General features: G+C 68.9%; 11 protein-coding genes. 4 read left to right on the top strand and 7 right to left on the bottom strand.

Annotated elements, in window-relative coordinates; all coding sequences use genetic code 11:
• Positions 1-941: 941 nt before the first annotated feature.
• Complete coding sequence (locus ALI144C_RS00705; protein WP_076985014.1) at positions 942-1,289, bottom strand: beta/gamma crystallin domain-containing protein; 348 nt, start codon at positions 1,287-1,289, stop codon at positions 942-944.
• A gap of 180 nt (positions 1,290-1,469) precedes the next feature.
• Here ALI144C_RS00705 and ALI144C_RS00700 point away from each other — a divergent pair, with 180 nt between their 5' ends.
• Both ALI144C_RS00700 and ALI144C_RS55175 read left to right on the top strand, forming a co-directional pair.
• A complete protein-coding gene (locus tag ALI144C_RS00700; protein ID WP_237773884.1) occupies positions 1,470-2,138 on the top strand; it encodes a helix-turn-helix transcriptional regulator in 669 nt (222 codons plus the stop codon).
• Positions 2,139-2,155: 17 nt separating this feature from the next.
• On the top strand, positions 2,156-2,323 hold the full coding sequence (locus tag ALI144C_RS55175) for a hypothetical protein (protein ID WP_168211135.1): 168 nt from the start codon (positions 2,156-2,158) through the stop codon (positions 2,321-2,323).
• Here ALI144C_RS55175 and ALI144C_RS00695 read toward each other — a convergent pair.
• The 3 genes from ALI144C_RS00695 to ALI144C_RS00685 form a co-directional block, all read right to left on the bottom strand.
• Positions 2,280-5,792 (bottom strand): BTAD domain-containing putative transcriptional regulator, encoded by a 3,513-nt coding sequence (locus tag ALI144C_RS00695; protein WP_168211134.1) that lies wholly within the window; start codon positions 5,790-5,792, stop codon positions 2,280-2,282. The genes ALI144C_RS55175 and ALI144C_RS00695 overlap by 44 nt on opposite strands.
• Positions 5,793-5,814: 22 nt before the next feature.
• Positions 5,815-9,381: a BTAD domain-containing putative transcriptional regulator gene (locus ALI144C_RS00690; RefSeq protein WP_076985013.1), complete on the bottom strand. Its 3,567-nt coding sequence runs from the start codon at positions 9,379-9,381 to the stop codon at positions 5,815-5,817.
• Between the two features lie 344 nt (positions 9,382-9,725).
• A complete protein-coding gene (locus ALI144C_RS00685; RefSeq protein WP_076985012.1) occupies positions 9,726-10,127 on the bottom strand; it encodes a hypothetical protein in 402 nt (133 codons plus the stop codon).
• 205 nt (positions 10,128-10,332) lie between these two features.
• On the opposite strand from ALI144C_RS00685, the gene ALI144C_RS00680 reads away from it, so the two are divergent.
• The gene (locus ALI144C_RS00680) at positions 10,333-11,079 is read left to right on the top strand and encodes a hypothetical protein (RefSeq protein ID WP_076985011.1); all 747 of its coding nucleotides are present in this window, start codon (positions 10,333-10,335) and stop codon (positions 11,077-11,079) included.
• Here ALI144C_RS00680 and ALI144C_RS53930 read toward each other — a convergent pair.
• Positions 11,069-11,434: a winged helix-turn-helix transcriptional regulator gene (locus ALI144C_RS53930; RefSeq protein WP_237773883.1), complete on the bottom strand. Its 366-nt coding sequence runs from the start codon at positions 11,432-11,434 to the stop codon at positions 11,069-11,071. The two genes, ALI144C_RS00680 and ALI144C_RS53930, sit on opposite strands and share 11 nt — an antisense overlap.
• 548 nt (positions 11,435-11,982) lie before the next feature.
• Between ALI144C_RS53930 and ALI144C_RS00670 the strand changes: the two genes are divergently transcribed.
• Positions 11,983-13,209: a Fic family protein gene (locus ALI144C_RS00670; protein ID WP_076985010.1), complete on the top strand. Its 1,227-nt coding sequence runs from the start codon at positions 11,983-11,985 to the stop codon at positions 13,207-13,209.
• Between the two features lie 80 nt (positions 13,210-13,289).
• Here the strand turns inward: ALI144C_RS00670 and ALI144C_RS00665 are convergent, their stop codons facing one another.
• Both ALI144C_RS00665 and ALI144C_RS58300 read right to left on the bottom strand, forming a co-directional pair.
• Positions 13,290-14,138, bottom strand: a complete 849-nt coding sequence (locus ALI144C_RS00665) for a tetratricopeptide repeat protein (RefSeq protein ID WP_076985009.1) — start codon at positions 14,136-14,138, stop codon at positions 13,290-13,292.
• A gap of 156 nt (positions 14,139-14,294) precedes the next feature.
• Positions 14,295-15,833, bottom strand: a complete 1,539-nt coding sequence (locus tag ALI144C_RS58300; RefSeq protein WP_076985008.1) for a PucR family transcriptional regulator — start codon at positions 15,831-15,833, stop codon at positions 14,295-14,297.
• Between the last annotated feature and the right edge of the window lie 13 nt (positions 15,834-15,846).

The following is a 15,846-nucleotide window of genomic DNA, read 5'->3' as shown; positions in this document are numbered from 1 at the left end:
ACGCGTGTGGTTGCCTCTGGCAGTCCGTACGGAAGGAAGAAACCGCGCCCCTGACCCCCGGGACACCGCACCACGACCCGACGCTGAAGCCCGTCCCAACCCTTTGCCTTTCGGTGGCCTGCCTCCCGGCGAGGGCTTCTTTCCCCTCCGCGACCCTGGTGGTTCGGACATCTATGCCCCGGGCACGGTGACGGTCATGCCGCGGTGTCCCGGGTGGAAAGAAGCCCTCGCCGGGGAGCAGACCTCGGGGCAGGAGGTTCTTCGCGCCGTGTTCTTCCCGGCGCATGCTTTTATGACCCGGGGTTTCAGGGCGCGGGCGTCCCCTGCCCGTCGACCTGCCCCAGGGAACCACGGACTATCAAGAGGATCGGTACCGCTGTCGCTGGAGCTGGTTGTCGTGGGCCGACCTCTGGACAGCCCGTGGTTGGCTTTGCCCAGGCCGACGGGCAGGAGACACCCCCGAAGCACCACTCTGCGCTCGCGCGCAAGCCGTTGCGGGTTGCATTGTGTGCGCGCTGGCTGTGGTTGCTTGTGCTTGCTTTGTGGTCGGATTCTGCGGTGCGCGGGCTGGTTCTGGTTGCTTTGCGCGAGCACCGATCGGACTGGTCTGCGCTTCGCTCTTGGTGGTCTGCCTGCTGGTTTGGCTCTTTCGCCTCGCGGGGTTCTCCGGCTGGGGCGGGCGGACGCACCTGCTCGGTCTTCCGGGGCGAAAGGGGGAGATGCCTCCCGGCTGGACAGACCACCAAGAGCTGGGTCCCGGGAATCTCGTGGGGGAGTTCCCGGGTGTGCGGGGTGCCTTTCCTTACGGCTGGCTCAGGGTGGCTTCGCGCATGCCACAAGGAAAGGTGCCCGGTGAAGCTGTGTCCTGCGGCCCGCTGCGGCGTCTACGCGTCGCAGTCGGGGCCGGGTCGCAGTCGTGCTTCACATACCTGTGCACGTTGTCACCAGATGCGGACCTCGTACACCCTGACCTTCCTGCCGTAGCCGACGCCGTGCCACGGGTCCAACGTGTCCGAGTAGTACCGGCCGCCGTCCTCGTAGTTGACAGTCACCTTGTTGTTTCCCGAGTCGACCTGGTAGGCGCCACCGATGTTCACGCCTTGGACGCCCGAGTTGGCGAAGCACCTGGCCGACCCCCAGCCGCCGCCGCTTTCGTAGCGCACCCTCAGGAAGTCGTCCCGGCCGCCGCAACCGACCTCGCTGATGGCGAAGGCGGGTGCCGCCACTGCGGTCATCATGCCCGCGGTCACCACTGTGGTGACGGCCAGCCTCTTCAGACTCGTACGCATGTCGCGCTGCTGTCCTTTCATCCATCGGACCAGTCGGGGCGTGAGTCTGGTGGCATCCGTTTCGCCCGCACCACCCTCCCAGGCGCTTGTTTGCCCTCGTGGGCAACGCGGTTGCCTCGTTTCCAGCCGCCCGAACCAGCGTGGAGTGAACGTGAAGGCGACTGGAGCAGACTGTCCGGTGTGAACCAGAGGCAGCCGTCCGCGAACACCACGGAGCCGTCGGGCGTGGCCGTCACGGTGCATGCCTCCGACCCGATGACCGCACTCGGCGCGGCCAGCATCCTTGCCTCCGACGACAGGCTGACCGTGGTTCCCGACACCGACGTGGCGGTCGCGGAGGTGATCCTCATCATCGAGGAGACCGTCGGCGACAAGGCGTTGGCCTTCCTGCGCGAAGTTCGTGCCAAGTCACGCATCGACGCGCAGCCGCGGTGTGTGATCGTGACCGATCGACTTCGGATCGACGGCCTGACAGCGATCCAGTACGGCACCGCCGCGGTGTTGCCCCGTAGCCAAACCAGCGACGAGGAGCTACTGCGGATCGTCGTCGCGGTCAGTCAAGGCGCCGCGTACCTGCCGCCGTGGCTGCAGGGCAGCCTGTTGAACCAGCTCGACCGGATCCGGCGTGAGGTGCTGGAACCCAACGGGCTCACCATGTCCGGGATGTCCGCGCGGGAACGTGACGTGCTCCGGCTGCTCGCCGAGGGGTACAGCACCGAGGAAGTCGCTGTCCGGGTCGGCTACTCCGAGCGCACCGTCAAGAACGTGCTGCACAGCCTGATGAGCAGGCACGGCCTCAACAACCGCGCACACGCGGTCGCCTTCGCGTGGCGTGCCGGTGTCATTTAGGAAGGGAACCGAACCGAATGGACAGTGGGCACGTCTATGCCGTCGACGACCTGATGGACCGGATCATCGACGAGCAGGAGACGCAGTTGGCCGACGAGCACCGCTCAGCCGCGACGGTCGAGGTGCCGGAACGTTCGTTCTTCACCCGGCCTTCGGGTGTTCGTCGCTCTGGGTTCGGGGGGTGACCCCGGTCGCCTTGAGTCGGCCGGTGGCCCGACGCGCAAGCCACACGGCACCGAGCGTGTCGTAGTGCGCGAGTGCTTTCGCGTGCACGGCGAAGGATTCGTCCACACGCCCGGCCTCGGCGAGCAGTACGGCCGCGTCCTCGAGCGTCTGCGCCAGCTCGACTGGTCTGCCGACTTGTTCGTAGTGCTGGGCCGCGATGAGGACCTCGTCCGGTGCCTGGTTCATCAGGCCGCGACAGCGGTTGAGCGCGGCCGCGGCGCGCGCGGGCGTGGTTTCCTTGCGGGCTTCCGACGCGCAGACCTCCAACGCTCGCATCGCCATCGTCTGGTTTCCCGCGGCGAGTGCGATCCGCACGACGTCGGGAAGCCACTGGTGGCGCAGCATCATCGGCGAGTAGTGCTCGTCGACGATCGGTTTCAACGCGATCAGCGCGGTGTCCGGGCGGCCGTCCCGTTCCGCGGCGAGGGCTTCGGCCATCAGCAGGAAGTCGCAGTTCTCCCGATCCGCCGCCGTGAGCATCGGCAGGTCGTCGGCCGCGGTGAGGTGCCGGTTGGCCTGAGCCTCGTTGCCGCGGCAGGTCGCGATCAGGCTCGCGACGCCGTGCAGCAACAGCATCAGCGGACCGCTTTCCCGCAGCCCGTGGAACCTCATGTCGAGATCCCACGTCGTGGCGACGTCGGAAAGGTCGCGCATGGCGTTGTCCCAACGGCCGACCCAGTAGTGGTTCACGGCGGCGGACACCCATCGGCCGGACGGCAACTGGTGGCGCCGCATGACCTCGTCGGCAACGCGCAGGGTCTTGTCCGCGTCGTCGAGCCGGTCCAGGCTTTGCAGGGCGAAGAGGCGGTTGTCCAACAAGCTCACGTACAGGTGCGCCAACGTCGAGTCGGTCTCGCACGCCGCGCTCACGACCGTCAGCGCCTCGTCGACGTATCGCAACGCTTCGACGTGGTCACGGCCGATCGAGTGCAGCAGCCACAGGTTCTCCAGCGCGTAGCCCTTGGCGAACGCGTCACCGACGCGTTCCGCTTCCCTGATCGCCCACAACGAGGTTCTTTCGGTGGCGATCGCGTCGCCGAGGCTCCGTTCCCGCGCGGCCAACAGGGCCAGGCAGCGTGCCCGCCAGAGATCGGACATGCCCGCGGTGGCCACGGCCGCGCGCAACGAACTGACCGCCTGTGCCTCCATGCCTCGCCGGTAGAGCACTGTGGTGAGTATCCAGTGCATCTCGCCGATGAGGTCCGGGTCCCGTGTGGTCGCGAGGACCGAACGGACTTCGTCCTCGGGGGATTCGCTCAGCCGGTACCGGACCCTGGCGAGGCTGGTGGTCAGCCCGTCCAGCCTCGGGTCGGCGACGTCACAGGATCCGACTGCCCGGCGCAGCAGTTCACGGCCGACGTCCGGGGCGCGGGAGGCGACTCGTTCACCGTGCTCGTGCACCCACGCCACCGCCCAGCTGTCCATCGTGGAGGACTCGGCGACAAGGTGGCCCGCGACGGTGGCGACCGGGGCGCCGACGCGGTCGAGCGCCTCGGCTGCCTGCCGGTGCAACGCGGCCCGCAGCGCGGGGACCATGCCTTCGTAGAGTGCCTGCCGGATCAGCGGGTGCCGGAACGCCATCCGTTCGCCGTCTGCCACGAGCACACCGGCCGTCGCCGCTTCCTCGATCGCGGCGAGGAACTCGACCGGCGCCTTGGCGAGCACTGTGGACAGTTCGTCGACGCGGAACTCCGTGCCGAGCAGCGAGGCGCGGCGCAGCACGTCGACCGCGTCCGGCGAGAGGAAACCGAGCCGGTGCTCCAGCGCCGAGACGAGCGACATGGTCGGTGCCGTGCTCGCGTCGGCCACGCCGGACGCCACCCGGAGGCCGTGCTCGCGCACCAGCGCGTCCACCAGCTCCTCGACGTACAGCGGGTTGCCCGCCGCGTGCGCCGCCAGCTGCCCGAGACCCGGCCCGGGGGTGGCGTTGAGCAGTCCCTGCAGCAGTTGGCTGACCTGACTGTCGGACAGCGGAGCCAGCCGCAGCAGCGCGCCGCCTTCCCGCGCCACGGTGTCCCGCATGGCCTGCAGGGCCGGTGTTCGCGGCAGCGGACGGCACGCGGCCACCAGCAACAGCGGCAGATGCCCGGTCTGCCTGGCCAGCCGGTCCCACACCAGCATGCTGGTCTCGTCGACCCACTGCATGTCGTCGATGACGATGGCGAGCGGCCCGTCCGTGCACAGCTGACGCACCAGCGCCACCGTCGCGTCGGCGACGGCGTGCCGGTTGTCACCGCCGCCGAGCAGGTCGCCACGCGACGCGGCTCCGCCGGCCAGCTCGGCCACCCGGGCTCGCCGCGGGTCGGCGGACGCCGCGTCGACACCGAGGCAATGCAGGATGACCTGCAGCGGGAAGCGCTGCGCCAGTTCGTCTCCCGACGTCCACGCGAGCTGGACCCCCGAGGTGTCCAGCTCGGCGAGGCCGGTCGTGAGCAGCTCGGACTTGCCGATGCCCGGCTCGCCGTCGACCCACACCAGACCGCCGTGCCCGTCGATCAGCCGGGCCAGCGCCGCCCGCAGCCGGGCCGCCTCCTTGTCCCGGTTGACGAACTTGCTGGCCCGCCTGCGCGGCATCGGCGTTCGCTTCGCGACCGGTGCGGCAGGCACGTCCGCCCACGCCAGTGCCGGGTCGTTGACCAGGATCTGCTGGTGGATCTCGGCGAGTCGCTCGCTGGGACGGCTGCGCAGTTCGCTGTCCAGCGCCTGCCGCGCCTCGCGGAAGTGGTCGAGGGCGTCGGCCTGCCTGCCGCTGCGGTACAGCGCGATCATCAGCAGGCCGCGCAGTCCTTCGTGCAACGGGTGCTGCGCGACCAGCGTGGTCAGTTCGGCGACGAGTTCCGCGTGCCTGCCGGTGGCGAGTCCGGCTTCGGCGTGCGTCTCCAGCAGGGCGAACCGGACGTCGGCCAACCGCACGCGCTGGTCGGCGGCGAACGGGCCGGGCAACCCGGCCAGCGGTTCGCCGTGCCACATGTTCAGTGCTTGGGCGGCGGTGGTCAGGGCAGCCGCCGGGTCGCCGCGGTCGAGCGCCGTGCGGGCCTGTGCCGACAGCGTGTCGAACACCGCGGCGTCGAGCGCGTCCTGGGGTAGGTCGAGCCGGTAGCCGGGGGGTTCCGATGGCAGGACCGTGCTGGCGGCGCCGCGTGGCCGGTCGGGTTCCAGGACGCGGCGCAGGCCCGACATATAGGTGTGGACGCTGCCGTCCGCGGTGGCGGGAGCCTCACCGCCCCACACCGCCCTGACCAGTTCCTCCCTGGTCACCACCTGGTCACGGCGCATCGCGAGCACAGCGAACACGGCGCGTTGCCGCGTCGGACCGAGCCGGATCTCGGTGTCACCGAGCCACGCCCGGATCGGGCCGAGGACCTCGACCCGCAGCGGGGCACGCCGCGGTGAGCCGTCCGGTAGTGGATCGCGCGGTGTGGCGGTCACCACGCTCCTTTCGCTCGAGTGGTCACGGTTTGCCTGCCACCTCGCGGAACCTCTCGGCGAGGTCGGCACGGGACTCGACCGAGAGCTTGCGCATCACGCTGGACAGATGCGCCTGCACATCCCGCCGGGAGAGCGCTATCCCAGCGGCGATGTCGGGAAGCGCCTGGCCGGACGAGACGAGTTCCGCGATCAAGCGTTCCAGATCCGACAGCGAACCCCACCCGGTGGTCGTCGTACCGTCGAAACCGCCACCGGCACCGACCTGGACACCGAGTTCGCGCATGCGTGCCGTGGCCCGGTCGATGTCGGTCGCGGCCTCCAGTTCGCCCAATGCCGACAGCGCCTCGGCGAACGTGTCCCGCGCGAGGCCGGTCTGGTCGCGTTCGGCCAGGGCCACGGCGGCGTCCACCAGCACCGCTGCCATTTCGACGGACCTGCCGACCGTGCGGAAGTGCTGGGCCAGGGCGAGCAGGACGTCAGGGTCGCGGTCCACGAGCGCCTGGCACCAGCGCAGCGCGGCGTACGCACGCGCCGGAGTCACCTCGCGCGTCGCCTCGAACTCACACATCCGGAGGGCAGCGGCGACGCGGTGCTGGTCGCCGACGTCCAGGGCGAGCCGGACGACTCGGGGCAACCACTGATGCCGCAGCGTGGCCCTGCCGTACTCCGGGTCGAGGACAGGAGCCAGCGCGTCGAGCTCTGCCATCGGGCCCAGCCGTATGCCTGCGTCCACCGCGCGCGCCACCACGAGGTAGTCGCTGTTCTCCCGATCCCTGTTCGTGACGACAGGCCACGTCGCCGCCACCCGCAGCCGCGCCCGCAACTGGTCCGTGTCGCCGCGGTGCGCGGCGATCAGTGCGGCGAGACCGTGGTGCAACAGCGGCGACTGGGCGAACGGGTAGTGGAACTGGCCGTCACCGTTCTGCGTGACGAGGTCGAGCTGGGCGAGCGCCTCGTCCCAGCGCCCACGCCAGTACTCGTGCGCGGCGCTCACGACGTGCAGGCGCTCGGCGGGCGGCTGCAAGCGACTGCCGATGTAGCGCATCCTGGTGAGCGTATGCGTGGCCTCGTCGAGCCGGTCCAGGTTCTGCAACGAGATGGCGCGGCCGTCGAGCACGTTGAGGTGCCACGGGGCGAGGTCGGCGTTGTCCCGGACGATGTCCAGCGCCGCTTCCGCGTGGGCCAGCGCGGCCTGGTGGTCGCGTCGCACGGTCGCGAAGTACCACAGCTCCCGGCGCGCCTGCAACGCCGCCTTGGCATCCGACGTGTCCATCGCATGCCGCAGCGCGGTGTTCGAGGCCTGGACAGCCGCGTCGAGGCCGTCGGCGCCGGGCTCGAACTGCGCCCGCAGCGACTCGTACCGGGCTCGCCAGTACATCGGAACGGCCGGGTCCTGCTCGGCGGCGCGGAGGTCCTCGGCGGCTTTGTCCTCGGCGCCCTCCTGGTAGTCGAGGTGCGCCAGGATCCACCGCAGCTCGGCGTCGCCCGTCGTGGCGAGCACCGCCTCGGCTTCGGCCCGTGGACGCCTGCCGAGCCGGAACGCCAGCCGCACCCGGCACAGCGCGAGCGCGTCGTGGTGTTGCCTGTCGGCCGACGTCGCCGCGACGGCGTGGTCGAGCAACTCGAAGGCAGTCGATTGGTCCCGCAGAGCCAGGGCGTCGACGTTGTCCAGCACCCACCGCACGGTCCACGTGTCGACCTGGCTCGCGTCGATCGACATGGCGGCGAGCAGCTGCGCCGCGACCCGCTCGACCGGTGCACTGGCGGTGGCGAGCGCTTCGGCCGCGTCCCGGTGCGACCCGGCGCGGGCCGCGGCGGGCCGCTCCTCCAACAGCACCTTGGGCAGGACGGCGTCCCGGAACGCGAGCCGCTGGCCGGTGTTGTCCACCATGCCCGCGACGATGGCCTCGTCGACGGCCGTGATGAGGTCGGTCGCGGGCATCCGCAGCACCGCCGCCAGGTCGCTGAGGTCGAACCGCGTACCGAGCAGGGCGGCGCTGCGCAGGGTGTTCCGGGTGCCGGACGTGAGCACGCCGAGCCGTTTCCTGGTGAAGTACGCCAGCACGTCGGACGGTTCCACCTGGCGGTCCGGGTTGAGATCGACGACCCCGGCCGTGGTCCGCAGCGTCTGACCGCTGGTCAGGGTGCCCAGCAGTTCGTGGACGAACGACGGGTTGCCCGCGGCGGCGTCGAGCAGGTCCCGCAGGTGCGGCCCACAGCGGGCATCGAGGTGCCGCTCCGCGAGTTCGACCACGTCCCCCCGCGCCAGCGGTCCGATGGTCCTGACCCGGCCGCCGGTCGCCCCGACCGCGCTACGCAGGCGGGCGGGGTGCGGCACCGTCCGGAACACGCCGACCAGCAGCAACGGCAACTGCTGGGTGAGGTGGGCGAGCCGCCGCCACGTCAGCAATCCGCTCTCGTCGGTGACCGTGTGGATGTCGTCGACGACGAGCACCAACGGCCGCACCGCGCACATCCGCTCGGCGTACGAGACGACCTGGTCGGCCGTGTCCGACAGCGAGCCCCAGGTGACCGTGTACGTGTCGTCCGGTTCGGCGAACGCGCTCGCGACCAGTGCCGTCTTGCCGATGCCTTGTGCGCCTTCGATGCCGACGCAGTCACCGTGGCCGGAACGCAGGTCCGCCAGCGCCGCGTGCAGCCACTCGACCTCGTCGTCCCGGCCGATCAGCGCCGGGGGAGGCGCGGGGCTGGAGCGTTTCGGCAACGCGGCGGCGCGGTCGGCGGGACGCGGTGTCCAGACGCCCGCGCTGATGACCTCCGCGGGGACCGGTTGCCCGGTCATGACGTCCTGCTGGATCCGCTGCAGTACGGGGCTCGGCTCGATGCCCTGTTCACTGATCAGGATCTGTTCGGTGTCCCGGTACAGCTCGATCGCCTCGGCGCGTCGCCCGGCCTGGTTCAGCGCCACCATCAGCAGCCCGCGCGTGGTCTCCCGGAACGGTGCCGTGGCGACGAGTTCGGCGAGGTGCGCGGCCACTTTGTCGTGTCCGCCCTGGATCAGCAGCAGCGCGCTGCGGCGCTCCACCGCGGTGATCCGGCTCTCCTCGAGACGGGCCCGCTGCACCTCGGCGAAGGGCCCGGGCACACCGTGTAGTGCCTCGCCCTGCCACAGCGCGAGTGCGGTGTCGAGCGCGGCGACCGCGGCGGTGAGGTCACCGGCGGCCCAGTGCCGTTGTGCCTGTTCCTGGTGGATCGCGAAGCGCCGCTCGTCGAACTGCTCGTCGGGCAACCGCAACGAGTAGCTGGTCTGGACGGTCGCGAGCACACCGGAGTCGGCGCGCTTGTCGCGTCCCGGATCCAGCGCCCTGCGCAGGTCGTGGATGTAGGTGTGCAGGATGCCGACGGCTTTGGCGGGCGGGCTGTTGCCCCAGAGCCCGTCGATCAGGTCGGCCCGGGAGACGGCCTCGTTCGCGTGCATGGCGAGGGCGCTGAACACAGCGCTGCGGCCGCCGCTGCCGAGTTTGACCTCGTCGTCGCCGCTCCACGCGCGGACCGGTCCGAGCAGTTGAACCCGCAGGGACAGCGAGCCGACGTCCCCACCTCGGACGAGCGTGCGACGAGTTGTCATGCTGGTTGCCTGCTTCTGCTGCGAGGTCGATGGCGCCTGAAGGGCCGCCGTCTGGCAGTGGACAACGTAATTCGATCGATCACCGACCGAATCGGTTGTAATCGCCTATTGCGCTCCCACCACCGTCACGCCTCGACGCTCATCGGTGTCCAACAGTCCTCCAACGGCCGGTCCGGATCCAGCGGTGCTCAGTACCAAGGGCATAACGCACTTGCGAGGCGTGAGGTTGTCAGCGGGCACAACCGCAGGTCAACGCGAGGTTTTCGACGGCTCACCAGTCTATTCCAGCACAATCTCGCACTGCCTACAAAAAACTAACAGCTCCATCTTTGGAGTAAGGGTGATCACACGGGCCGGGTCGGGTCACGGCTGGAATTGGGCGAACTGCCTGGTGGCGATCGTCTTGCCCCGCTCCGCACCGCCCGCCGCGGCTGTCCCTCCAGCTTCTGGATCTCCTGGAAGATCCGCCGGTTCGGGTCGCTCTTGGCGACGCCGGTGGGCAACGCGTTGGCGATCCACGTGTTGTACGGCGCCGCGTCACCATAGGTGTCCGGGTCGTAGTCGTATCCCTTGTTGTTGTTCGGCGACGGCGACAACGTCGACTGCCCTGGCTTGGCGTACGTGGGGATTCGACCGCGTGCGGCGACGATGTTGTACTTGAGTGTGGGCGTGCCGCTGAGGTCGAGGCTGGTGATCCGGTTGCCTTTCTCGCCGTGCGCGTGGCCCAGCAGTTCCTGCCACGACAACTTGGGGCGGATTCCCGGTCGAACTCCCTGTTGCCCACCCGTCGTGTATACGCCTGCTGGGCGGACAGGACCACAGGTGTCGTCCCGGCCCGATGGGCAGTCGGCGACGCCCATCGTTGCGGGCGGAAGGGCAGGGTCATCTCAGGGTGGATGTCAGGGGGTTTGCCGGATCACCGAACCTGCCCGGCACGGAACCCTTGCACGCATGACGAGATCGAGATTGTTCCGCCGCGCCGCCGTCGTCGCGGTGGCGGGCGCGACAGCGATGGGACTGGCGTCGTTGTCCCAGAACGCATCCGCGGAGACCGAGGTTCCCGTGTTCGACTTCGCCGACTGTCCCCGGATCCCCGCGGGCGCCGACCCGGCCAAGTGGCGCTGTGAAGTCCTGATGTCCAGCGGCACGATCGAACTCGGTGGTCTGGCCGAACAGCCGCTGGGTGCCATGCGGATGGTGTTCGCCGAAGGGCAGTCGGACGGGAAGTACGCCCAGGTCTTCGGTTCGCTGCAAGCCGAACCGACCCGCGTGCTCGGTGGCCTGCTGGGCATTCCCGGCTCGGACGACCGCAATCCTCTGCTGCGCTTGGACGTTCGTATCGAGTACGCCGGATTCGCCGACTTCCTGTCGGTGGGTGACCAGATGGGCGAGCAACACTTGAAGCTCAGGGTCATCTCCCCGCTGCTGCCGTCCACGTGCACGATCGGCGACGACAAGGACCCGATCAAACTCAGGCCGACGCGCACGAGCGGGCCCGATGTGGTCTCCACGAACCCGCCGGTCGCCAGGTTCACCATGGCGGACAAGCAGTTCGCCGTACCCCGTGCGCGTGGGTGCAACGGCTTGGATCGATTGCTGGACAAGCGGTTTGGCTTGCCGGCGGCGTCCGGTACGAACCTGCTGAAGATGACCACGCTGGTCCAGATGAAGTACTACAACCAATTGCCTACGGGCTGACGGGCCGGTCCGGGCCGTCCGGGTACCAGCGGTCGGCCCATTCGCCGAGCACGGTGATGGTAGCTTCCAGGTCGCGGCCTTTCTCGGTCAGCGCGTACTCGACGCGGACCGGCACGGAGTCCACGACCGTGCGGGTGACCATTCCTTCCGCTTCCAGCTCCTGCAGCCGTCCGGCGAGCATCTTGTCGGTCAGCGAGGGGATGGCCGACCGCAGCTGGCTGTACCGGCTGGCGCCTCGCAGCAGCTCACGCAGGATCACCCCGTTCCACCGCTTGCCGATCATCTCGACCGCGTGGTGGTAGCCGGGGCGGAAGGTCTCCCCTTTGTCGTACGGCTCCAACCCCGGTTTCGGCACGGGATCAAGGTTACCATAGTGCCAGTAACTAACTATTCTATAGTGCCGGGGACTGGCGTTCCACAGTGGACTTGGTCGGGGGATCCACTTCATGCGAATGAGTGAAGGTCACGCGCGAAGGGATCGGAGTGCCGATAACCCGTGGTGCGTTGCTGTTCCTTGCGAGGACGACTACCTCATTGTTCCGTTCGGGATTGGCTACTTTTACGGGTAATACCCAAAAGGGGAGGATACCTCGGTCGGGTGAACTTCTCGCGGTCATCATCGCACTCACGGTGTCGGCACAGCGGAGTCGATGTGCGGCAAGGCGACACCCGGCCCTGGTGTCGTTGCCCGGCACCAAAACAAGCACTCGTGCTTCCAATGTGGTCCAACCTCGGGCGATGGGTGCGCAACGCGATCTTCGGCTGGGGTCGCGACCGGTGACCCGTAACGAATCCCGAACGGACTAGCGCCCGGTAGTCGATCATTGGGATGAGAAGTGAACACCGAGAATCGACGTGTTCATTTTCTTGCGATCAGGACTCCGGTTGTGAAACGGTCTGCCCATGGTCGAACCTGACCCGTATCTCGGGCAGTGGATGCCCATCCTCGACAGTTCTGGGCTGCCCCAGGGTCTTCGTGATGAAGGTGCCTACATCCCGCCGCCGTTGCGGCAGAACCTCGTGTTGCCGCCCGCGACCTACCGCCTCGCTGCCCAGGCCGAACACGCGCTCGGCAGGTTGGACGAAGCGGCGCGGCGCCTCGCGAGCCTCGACGGTCTGATCCGGTCGACACAGGTGCGGGACGCGCAAAGCTCCGCCGGTCTCAGCGGGGTCCGTGTCAGCCTGCGACAGGCATTGGTGGCGAATCTGCTGGCAGGGCAGGATTCCACCAAGCGGCCCGACCTGGTGGACAAAGTCGCGCCCTACATGCGCGCCTACGGCCACGGCCTGCGGCGCGTCCGTGAAGGTGCCCGGGTGGACGCCGCGCTGATCAGGCAACTCAGCGCGATCATGACCGGCCGGGACCCGGCCGATGTCCTGCGGACCGAACACGGATGCCTTGGTGGGGGACGGACAGGACCCTACCTGGTCACCGCGATGGGGCCACACCTGGCGTCATCGATGGAGCAGTGGTCGGACTGGGTGGCGGGCGACACCGGCCAGCCCAGGATCGCCCACCTCGCCGTCGCTCACTACCACTTGGAGGTACTGCAACCGTTTCCCACCGCGAACGGACACGTAGCACGGGTTTTCAGCATGCTCGAGATGGTTCGCCAGGAGTTGCTGCGCGATCAGATCCTGCCGTTGTCCTGCTGGCTCGACGACGAGTTCGACGAGTACCGGCGTCAGATCCGGGCGGTCGTCGACACCGGTCGCCTGGACCGCTGGGTCGACTTCTTCGCCAAGGCCATCCACGGCCAAGCGCTTGCCCAGTTGGAGTTGGTGCACAGACTCGCCGCACTTGCCGGGAAGCTGAGCAAGGGCATGTCCCCGTCGGGGACAGCCGCCAAGGTGGTCGCCGACGTCGTCGCCTTTCCCGTGATCAACCACCTGGAGATCGAAAGGCGGTATGGCGTGTCGGCGAAGTACGCGACCGACGTCACGCGACGGCTGGGCAAGCTGGGTGTTCTCAGCAACTGGGAATCCCGCAGGTACGGCAAGATCTTCTACTGCAAACCAGTGCTCAAGCTGTTGAGCCTCAACAAGAACACCACAGCGAGAGTTCGACGCGACTCGCTGAGTGCCTCGGCCGCTTCCCCCACGACCGAAAGCAAAGACACGGAGAGATGACATATCCCCGCCACACCTCATCCGGCCCCGACCAGCGCAGGAGGTACATGCCACGCCACCGCCGACCGCAGCGGTACACGTTACTCGACTGGGCGAGGCTCGTCGTGTCCGTAGTGGGCCACGCGGCCTCCGTCATCCTCAACATCTTCAAGAACTGACGGGGGCAACGCCGCACCGGACGACGTGCTCAGCAGTTCCCGGATCTTGTCAGCGGTCGTGTCGTCCACGTCGACCACCACCCGCAGGGCGTTGCTGAATTCCCGGCGCGCGCCGGCTTCGCCACCAGTTCGCCACAAGGCGCAGCCCAGCAGCATCCGAACCCGCGCATGCTGCTGGGCTGTGACGCCAGGCAACTCGTCGAACGCGTCGCGAGCGCGGGTCAGGTAATCCACCGCGGTGTCCGGCCGGTCGGCCAGGAGCATCAACCGGCCCAGGTGTTGCAGGTCGGCCGCGATGTCGTGCTGGCGGCCGTGTTCGATGTGCACTTCCAGTCGTTCGTCGGCGCAGTCCATGGCCCGGTGCAGCCGATCTCGCGCCAGAAAGGTCCGTGCCAAGGAGTCCAGGGCCGCCACGTGCTCGTCGGGGTCGTCGAGTTCCCGCCACACAGCCAGTTCCGCCAGCCCCTCCGCCTCGGCGAAACGGTAGTCGCCGCGCGCGTAGTAGACGGCGGCGGAACGGCGGAACACGGCGGCCAGTTCGGGGGACTCAGCGCCGGTCGCACTCAGATCGTGGCCGCATTCCCGTAAACTGTCGCACCAGGTCGTGTCCATGTCGGCGGGTACGAGTTCCCACGCAGCGGTGAGGAAGGTCGCGGCTGTCCGCGGATCATCGCCCCTGACGGCTTCTCTGGCGGTGGCCAGGATCTCCTTGTGGTTGCGGCGCAACCAATTCGCCCCGTCGACATGATCCGCGCGCCGCGCGTCGAGCATTGCCTGCAGAAGTGTTGAGACCGATTGCCCAGGTCCCTCGCTCACCGGCACCCTCTCCCGTGCGACTGCATCGCTTGTGCGCAAGTATCCACCGTTTGGGTGACGGTCCGTACCGCCAACCCCGTACAACACCCCCTCGGTCGAGTGGTATTACCGTCACCAGCCGAGTTGGTCGCCGAGGCGCAGCCGCAGCCACAGCACCAGGCGCTCGTCCGGGTCGGCGAGGTCGAAGCCGAAGATCTCGCCTGCTCTCGCGAGCCGGTACCGGATCGTGTTCGGGTGCACGGACAGCCGCTGGGACGCGGTCGTCGTGTCGCCGTTGGCGTCCAGGTACGCCAGCAGCGTGCTCGCGTACGTCGTTCCGTGTTCGAGGTCGTGGGCGCGGACGGCCGGGCCGAGCCTGCGGGGCAGTGCCTCGTGCGTGGCCAGGATCCGGGCCAGTTCGGACAGCGTCGCCCCTGCCCACACCTCGTCGATCGTGGCGACCGGGTTGCCCGGCCGTTCGGCGAGCGCCCGCAGGACCAGGTCCGCGTCCGCGCGGGAACTCGCGATCAGGCGCAACTCCTGGACGAGCGAGCCGAGCCCCGCGTGCACGGGCACGCGCAGCGCACCGTGCGCTCGCCGGGCGATGTCGGTGACGAGTTCCCTGTGCCCGTTCGAAGACGACGGCAACAGCGCGTAGACCGTGCCGTCGATCAACGCGCAACCGTGCCTGCCGAAGTGGGCCTCGCAGTGCAGGCTCACCAGGTCGGCCAGGCGGGTGGCCGCTTGTGCCGCGAGGGCATCGCTCGACGCGACGGTGAACGCCGCCACCGCGACGGGCTGGTGGGGGTCCAGGCCGAGCTGCGGGGCGACCGCGGTGACGCTGCTCGGGTCCGCGAGCAGCCGTCGGAGCAGGTCGGCACGTCTGCGCCGGACGGCGTCGACCGCGGTCCGAGCCGCCAGCAGGTGCCGGGAGACGATGTCCGTCACGTCGGTCAACGCCTGTTCGGCCGCGGCGTCCAGGCAGTCGTCGACCACCCAGATCGAGCCGAGTTCCTCGTCGCCCGCGCGGACCACCACCCCGAGCCGGGGCAGACCACCGGCGATGGCGGGGAACCGGCAGGTGCGGCCCGCCTGGGCGAGTTGGCGGTACTGCTCGTCGTAGTCCGGTCCCGCCGGCACCTGCAGGCCCAGGATGCCCTGGCGGCGTCCCGTGTCGGTGGCCTGCTCCGGCAGCGTCGAGTACGCCAGGATGCGCCGGTGCGGGTCCTCGATCACGGTGGCCCCGCCGACCATTCCCGCGATCGCGTTGGCCAGCGCGAACAGGTCACCGCCCGATGCCTGGGTGAGAACCGAGGTGATCATGGCGTCCAGGTGGTGCCACGCCACTGCCTCGTCGGCGCCGAGCAGGACGACACCGGACTGCCGCGCGGCCTCGACCAGTTCGGCGACCGGCTCGCCGAAGCTCTTGACCACCACACAGGCGTACCCGGCCTTCGCCGCCGAGTCGACCAGTTCCCGCGCCTCGTCCACACCGGCGCCGACCGCGAGCAGGATCGCGTCCTTGACCGGCGGAAGCGGTGCGCGCCGCTCGAAGACGAGCACGCCCGACACCGGCACCGGCTGCTCCGGCAAGGCAGTCAACGGCCGCAGCAGCGACGAGCTCAACGCCTCGAGAACCTGCCCGAGATCGGGCACCGCCGTATCGGGCATCGCCACTTCCTCT

The sequence above is a fragment of the Actinosynnema sp. ALI-1.44 genome (genome assembly GCF_001984155.1).
In the GTDB taxonomy this organism is placed as follows: domain Bacteria; phylum Actinomycetota; class Actinomycetes; order Mycobacteriales; family Pseudonocardiaceae; genus Kibdelosporangium.
This window is presented reverse-complemented; position numbering and strand designations above follow the sequence as displayed.